The sequence below is a fragment of the Fundidesulfovibrio soli genome (assembly GCF_022808695.1).
In the GTDB taxonomy this organism is placed as follows: domain Bacteria; phylum Desulfobacterota; class Desulfovibrionia; order Desulfovibrionales; family Desulfovibrionaceae; genus Fundidesulfovibrio; species Fundidesulfovibrio soli.
Map to the genome: position 1 here is coordinate 47167 of NZ_JAKZKW010000026.1, position 6597 is coordinate 53763.

At 68.5% G+C, this 6597-nt stretch carries 5 protein-coding genes; 4 read left to right on the plus strand and 1 reads right to left on the minus strand.

Translation table 11 applies throughout. The features are described 5' to 3' along the window. The first annotated feature begins 1 nt into the window (after position 1). Genes kdpB through MLE18_RS16455 form a run of 4 tightly spaced genes read left to right on the plus strand, consistent with a single transcriptional unit; the run spans position 2 to position 6026 of the window. Positions 2-2074, plus strand: a complete 2073-nt coding sequence (gene kdpB, locus MLE18_RS16440; protein ID WP_243439887.1) for a potassium-transporting ATPase subunit KdpB — start codon at positions 2-4, stop codon at positions 2072-2074. 9 nt (positions 2075-2083) lie between these two features. Next, positions 2084-2671 carry a potassium-transporting ATPase subunit KdpC gene (gene kdpC, locus MLE18_RS16445; protein ID WP_272881732.1) on the plus strand — a complete coding sequence of 196 codons (588 nt, stop codon included), beginning with the start codon at positions 2084-2086 and terminating at the stop codon, positions 2669-2671. A gap of 9 nt (positions 2672-2680) precedes the next feature. After that, positions 2681-5368 carry a sensor histidine kinase gene (locus MLE18_RS16450; protein WP_243439888.1) on the plus strand — a complete coding sequence of 896 codons (2688 nt, stop codon included), beginning with the start codon at positions 2681-2683 and terminating at the stop codon, positions 5366-5368. Next, positions 5340-6026, plus strand: a complete 687-nt coding sequence (locus MLE18_RS16455) for a response regulator (protein WP_243439889.1) — start codon at positions 5340-5342, stop codon at positions 6024-6026. The genes MLE18_RS16450 and MLE18_RS16455 overlap by 29 nt, the downstream gene beginning before the upstream one ends. Before the next feature lie 166 nt (positions 6027-6192). Here the strand turns inward: MLE18_RS16455 and MLE18_RS16460 are convergent. Beyond that, positions 6193-6597: sulfite exporter TauE/SafE family protein (locus tag MLE18_RS16460; protein WP_243439890.1), on the minus strand; the 405-nt coding region annotated here is incomplete at its 5' end.

Genomic DNA, 6597 nt, shown 5'->3' on the forward strand with positions numbered 1-6597 from the left:
CATGTCCAAGAAAGACACATCGCGCCCCCTCTTCGACCCCGCCATCGTCCGGCAGGCAGGTGTGGAGTGCTTCCGAAAGCTCACCCCCGCGAGCCAGGCCCGCAACCCGGTCATGTTCACGGTGTACGTGGGCTCAATCCTGACCAGCTTCCTGGCAGTGCAGGCCTACCTCGGCCAGGGAGAGGCCCCGTTCGGGTTCGTGGCCTCCATCTCGGCCTGGCTGTGGGCAACCGTTCTCTTCGCCAACTTCGCGGAGGCCATGGCCGAGGGCCGGGGCAAGGCCCAGGCGGCCGCCCTGCGCGGCCTGCGCCAGGACGTTAGCGCCAAGCGCCTGGTGCACCCCAGGAGGGATTCCCCATACGTACAATTCTCCGCCCAAAATCTGCACCGTGGCGACCTTGTGCTGGTGGAGGCCGGAGACATCATCCCCTCCGACGGCGAGATCGTCGAGGGCATCGCCTCGGTGGACGAAGCGGCCATCACCGGCGAGAGCGCCCCGGTCATCCGGGAGGCCGGAGGCGACCGCAGCGCCGTCACCGGCGGCACGCGCCTGCTGTCCGACTGGCTGATCGTGAAGGTGGCGGCCGAATCCGGCGAGACCTTCCTGGACCGCATGATCTCCCTGGTGGAGGGGGCCAAGCGCCGCAAGACCCCCAACGAAATCGCCCTGAACATCCTGCTGGCCTCGCTCACGCTGGTGTTCCTGGTGGTGTGCGCGACGCTTCGGCCCATGTCGGCCTACGCCGTGGCCATGACCGGCCAGGGCGCGGCCGTGACCATCACCGCCCTGACAGCCCTGTTCGTGTGCCTGGCCCCCACCACCATCGGCGGGCTGCTCTCGGCCATCGGCATCGCGGGCATGGACCGCCTGATCCAGTCCAACGTCATCGCCACCTCGGGCCGCGCCGTGGAAGCCGCCGGGGACGTGGACGTGCTGCTTCTGGACAAGACCGGCACCATCACCCTGGGCAACCGGCAGGCCACGACCTTCCTGCCCGTGAAGGGCGTGGACGAGCGCGAACTGGCCGAGACCGCCCAGATGGCATCCCTGGCCGACGAAACCCCCGAGGGCCGCTCCATCGTGGTCCTGGCCAAGGAGCGCTTCGGCATCCGCGGCCACGAACTGCACGACCTGAGGGCCACGTTCGTGCCCTTCACCGCGCAGACCAGGCTCTCCGGCGTGAACCTGCCGGGACGCAGCCTGCGCAAGGGGGCGCCCGACGCCATCAAGGCCCTGGCCGAGCAGTCCGGCGAGCGCATCCCGGAGGAACTGGACCGCTTCATCCACGATGTGGCCAAGTCCGGCGGTACGCCCCTGCTCGTGGCGGAAAACGGCCGGCCGCTCGGCGTGGTCTGGCTCAAGGACATCGTGAAGGGAGGCATCAGGGACCGTTTCGCCGAACTCCGCTCCATGGGCATCAAGACCATCATGGTCACCGGCGACAATTCGCTCACGGCGGCGGCCATCGCGGCCGAGGCGGGCGTTGACGACTTCCTGGCCGAGGCCACGCCGGAGGCCAAGCTGGCGCGCATCCGCCAGTACCAGGCCGAAGGCAAGATGGTGGCCATGACCGGCGACGGCACCAACGACGCCCCGGCCCTGGCCCAGGCGGACGTGGGCGTGGCCATGAACTCCGGCACGCAGGCCGCCAAGGAGGCCGGGAACATGGTGGACCTGGACTCCAACCCCACCAAGCTCCTGGAGGTGGTGGCCATCGGCAAGCAGCTGCTCATGACGCGCGGCTCGCTGACCACCTTCAGCATCTCCAACGACATAGCCAAGTACTTCGCCATCATCCCGGCCGTGTTCGCGGGCATCTACCCGCAGCTCGGGGCGCTGGACGTGATGGGGCTGGCCACGCCGAAATCGGCCATTCTCTCGGCCGTGGTGTTCAACGCCCTGGTCATCATGTTCCTGATCCCCCTGGCCCTCAAGGGCGTGAAGTACGTGCCCCTCCCGGCGGCCGTGGCCCTGCGCCGCAACCTGCTCCTCTATGGGCTGGGGGGGCTCCTGGTGCCCTTCGCGGGCATCAAGCTCATCGACATGATCATCGCCGCCCTTGGCTGGGCGTAGGAGGCGTCCATGTTCTCCATCTTCATCAAGCAGTTGAAGCCCGCCGTCCTGATGCTCTTTTGGATGACCCTGCTGACCGGCCTGGCCTACCCCCTGGGCATGACCGGGCTGGGCGCGGCCCTGTTTCCCGCCCAGGCGGGAGGGAGCCTGATCAAAACGGACGGGGGCGTGGCCGGTTCGGCCCTGATCGGCCAAGCCTTCGCCTCGGACAAATACTTCCACGGCAGGCCCTCGGCCACCTCGCCCTACGAATACAACGCGGGGGCGTCGGCGGGCTCGAACCTGGGGCCGTCCAACCCGGCGCTCTTCGAGGCCGTGGCGGAAAGGGCCGCCGGGATCACCGCGGAGAACGGCGGCGGGCCCGTGCCCATGGACCTCGCGACGGCCTCGGCCAGCGGGCTGGACCCGCACATCACCCCCGAGGCCGCGGCCTTCCAGCTCGCCCGGGTGGCCAAGGCCCGGGACATGTCGCCAGGTACGTTGGCCGAACTGGTGGCGAAGCACACCCGGGACAGCCTGTTCGGGTTCTGGGGTGAGCCCCGGGTGAACGTGCTGCAACTCAACCTGGCCCTGGATGCGGCGGGAAAGAAAGAGTAAGGCGCAACCATGAGAGACGAGGACCAGCGCCCCGATCCTGACGCCCTGCTGGCCATGGTCCAGCGCGATGAAGCCGACAAACGCAAGGGACGGCTGAGGATATTCCTCGGCATGGCCCCCGGCGTGGGCAAGACCTACGCCATGCTGGAGGCGGCCCGCCTCAAGATGTCCGAGGGCCTCGACCTGCTGGCCGGGATCGTGGAGACCCACGGCCGCGAGGACACCGAGGCCCTCACGTACGGCATGCCGGTGCTGCCGCGCCAGGCCATCGACTACAAGGGGCACGCGCTCCAGGAGTTCGACCTGGACGGCGCGCTGGCGCGCCGGCCGGCCCTGATCCTGGTGGACGAGCTTGCCCACACCAACGTCCCCGGATCGCGCCATCCCAAGCGCTGGCAGGATGTGGACGAACTTCTGGAGCACGGGCTGGACGTCTGGACCACGCTCAACGTCCAGCACCTGGAGAGCCTGAACGACATCGTGGCCCAGATCACCGGGGTGCGCGTGCGCGAGACCGTGCCCGACGCCATGCTGGAGAAGGCCGAGTCCGTGATTCTGGTGGATCTGCCGCCCGAGGACCTGCGCCAGCGCCTGAGCGAGGGCAAGGTGTACCTGCCCAGGCAGGCCGAATGGGCCGGGGAGAACTTCTTCCGCACCGGGAACCTGAGCGCGCTGCGCGAGCTGGCGCTGCGCTCCACCGCCAACCGGGTGAACACCGAGGTGCTGATCTACCGCCAGGGGCACTCCATCCAGACCACCTGGCCCACGGCGGAGCGCATCCTGGTCTGCGTGGGTCCGTCGCCCACTTCCGCCACCCTGGTCCGCGCCGCCAAACGACTGGCCGACGGGCTGCACGCACCCTGGCACGCCCTGTACATCCAGCAGCGGCCGGAGGGAGAGGTCACCACAAGGGCCATGGTGAACCTGAACCTGGCCCAGGAGCTGGGCGCCCAGACGCACGTGCTGGCCGGGGGAGACGTGGCCCGGCTCATCGTGGGGTTCGCCAGGCAGCACAACGTCACCCGGATCGTGATCGGCAAGCCCGTCAAGCACACCCTGCTGGACATGCTGCGCGGCAGCCCCGTGGATCAGCTGGTGCGCCTTTCCGGGGAGATCGACGTCCACGTCATCAAGGGCCAGGACACGAAGGGCTCCGCACCCGCCAAGCCCAGAGCGATTCCCCGGCCGCAGTGGAAGGATATCGCCTGCGCCGTGGGCGTCGTGGGTTTGTGCACCGCCGCGAGCTTCGCCATGTTCCCCTATCTGGCCCTGGCCAACCTGATCATGGTCTACCTCGTGGGGGTCATGGCCGTGGCGGTCTGGCTCCCCAGGCGGGCATCGGCCCTGGCCTCGATGCTCTCCGTGCTGGCCTTCGACTTCTGCTTCGTGCCGCCGCGCTTCAGCTTCACGGTGTCAGACGTGGATTACCTGGTCACCTTCGTGGTGATGTTCCTGGTGGCCCTGGTCCTCTCCGGCATGGCCTCCCGCATCAAGGCGCAGGCGGACAACGCAGGGCAGCTGGAACGGCAGGCATCCGATCTCTCCGACCTCTCGCGGCATCTGGCCTCCACCCGGGGCACCGCCAACCTGCTGCGGGTGGCCCACGAACATCTGGCCCGGGTGTTCGGGTGCAAAGCCGTGGTCTTCACTCCGGGCGCCCCGGGCAGGCTGGAAATCGTGTTCATGCCGGACAGCGACGACGTGCTCTCCGAGAAGGACCTGGGCGTGGCCCAGTGGGTGTTCGACAACGGCAAACCGGCCGGGCTGTCCACCCAGACGCTTTCCGATTCGGAGGCGCTCTTCCTGCCCTTGCCAGGATCGGAGGACACCATCGGTGTGGTCGGGCTCAAGCCCTTCGATGAGGAAGCCCGGGAGGCGATCCTGCTCCCGGACAAGCGCAGGCTCCTGGACGTCTTCATCCAGCAGACGGCGCTGGCGCTCGATGTGGACAGGCTGGAGGAAAAGGCGCGGGCCACCCTCGTGGAGGCCGAGCGGGAGAAGCTCCGGGCCTCGCTCCTGTCCACGGTGACCCACGACTTCAAGACCCCGCTGGCGGCCATCTCCGGTTCCGCGCAGAGCCTCATGGCCCTGGGGGAAGCCGCCGGGCCGGAGGTGCGCCGCGCCCTGGAGGAGAACATCGCCGGGGAGGCGTCCCGGCTGGAGCGCCTGGTGGACAACCTGCTGCGCATCGCCGCACTGGAATCCGGCGCGGTCGTCCCGGACCTGAAGCCTGTTCCCCTGGAGGAGGTCCTCGGCAGCACGCTGTCCCGGCTGGAGTCCGTTCTTTCGGGGCGGCAGATCGGGCTGCGCATCCCCGGCGACCTTCCGCCCATCCCCATGGACGAAGTGCTCATGGAGCAGGTGTTCCTGAACCTCCTGGAGAACGCCGCCAAGTACACGCCCCCGGGCACGAGCATCGACATCGTGGCCCACACCCGCAAGAAGAGCGTGGTGATCGAGGTGCGCGACAACGGACCGGGGCTGCCGCCTGGCGACCACGAAAAGCTCTTCGAGCGCTTCCAGCGGGGCGACCGGGGCGGCCAGGAAGGCTACGGACTGGGCCTGGCCATCTGCCGGGCGGTGGTCAAGGCGCACGGCGGGACCATCTCCGCGCGGGACAACGCCCCCTCCGGGGCGCGGTTCACACTAACCCTTCCCCTGCATGAGCATGAAGAAAGCAACCATACTGGTCGTTGACGACGAGGCGGCCATCAGGCGTTTCCTCAAGCCCTTCCTTGAAGCGGAGGGCTATTCCGTCCTCGAGGCGGCCAGCGGCCGGGAGGCCCTTTCCATGGCCTCGTCCCACGACCCGGAGGTGATCCTCCTGGACCTGGGCCTGCCGGACCTGGACGGGGAAGAAATCCTCGAGGGCCTGCCGCCCTGGGCCAAGGCGCGGGTGATCGTGGTCTCGGCGCGCGGCAATGAGCAGGACAAGGTGTCGGCCCTGGACAAGGGCGCGAGCGACTACCTGACCAAACCCTTCAGCCTGGCTGAACTGGCCGCCAGGATACGGGTGGTCCTGCGGCGCGAGGCAAACCGCGAGGCCCCTCAGCCGACCCGCTATGCCTTCGGCGGCCTGGTCATCGACCTGGATGGCCATGCGGTCAGCCTGGACGGGGAGGAAGTCCACCTGACGCCGACCGAATTCAAGATGCTGGCTTATCTGGCGGGGCACGCGGGCAAGGTGGTGACCCACGGGCAGCTCCTGCGGGAAGTCTGGGGCAAGCACAGCCAGGGGCAGGAGCACTACGTGCGCATCCACGTCCACAAGCTGCGCCAGAAGATCGAGAAGGACCCGGCCCGCCCCAGGCATCTGCACACCGAGACGGGGGTGGGGTATCGTTTCAAGGAGTGACGCTGGACGGACGTCCGCGCGTTCGCCCGCTTCACGCCCGGCACCGCTTCATTCTGTTGCGGATTTGGCGTGACTCCGTCTTGAGGGGGCTACCCTCCCCGCCCCCCCCTCAGTGGTCCCATCCACCCGGTAAAGGCTCTAGTTGGAACGCCCGCGGTCCGGAGGATTACCAATCTAGCAAGGCCATCTGCCCCAGGGAGCGCGCCAGCAGGAACCCGCCCACCCCGATGCAGACCATCGCGACCAGCGTGCGCAGGTGCCTGCTCCTGATGGAGTGCGCGAAGCGGATGCCGATCACCAGCCCGGCCAGCTGCACCACGCTCAGCCAGGACGCGGCCCTGAAGTCGATGAATCCGTGGATCAGGTTGCCCACGGTGCCCGAGCCCGCCGCAGCCACCTGGATCACCTGCCCGGTGGCCACGGCCGTGATGGGCGCGAAGCCCAGCACCACCATGATCGGCACCGAGAGTACCGGTCCGCCCACCCCGGTCAGGCCGGAGATGAACCCCACCACCGCGCCGATGCCGCCAAGCAGCGCCAGATGCGCCGGGGAGCGCCGGTCGAAGGCGAA

Bases quoted from the DNA above. Each gene is read 5' to 3' on its own strand.
- MLE18_RS16450 (WP_243439888.1), top strand. From the start codon at position 2,681: ATGAGAGACGAGGACCAGCGCCCCGATCCTGACGCCCTGCTGGCCATG.
- kdpC (WP_272881732.1), top strand. From the start codon at position 2,084: ATGTTCTCCATCTTCATCAAGCAGTTGAAGCCCGCCGTCCTGATGCTC.
- kdpB (WP_243439887.1), top strand. From the start codon at position 2: ATGTCCAAGAAAGACACATCGCGCCCCCTCTTCGACCCCGCCATCGTC.
- MLE18_RS16455 (WP_243439889.1), top strand. From the start codon at position 5,340: ATGAAGAAAGCAACCATACTGGTCGTTGACGACGAGGCGGCCATCAGG.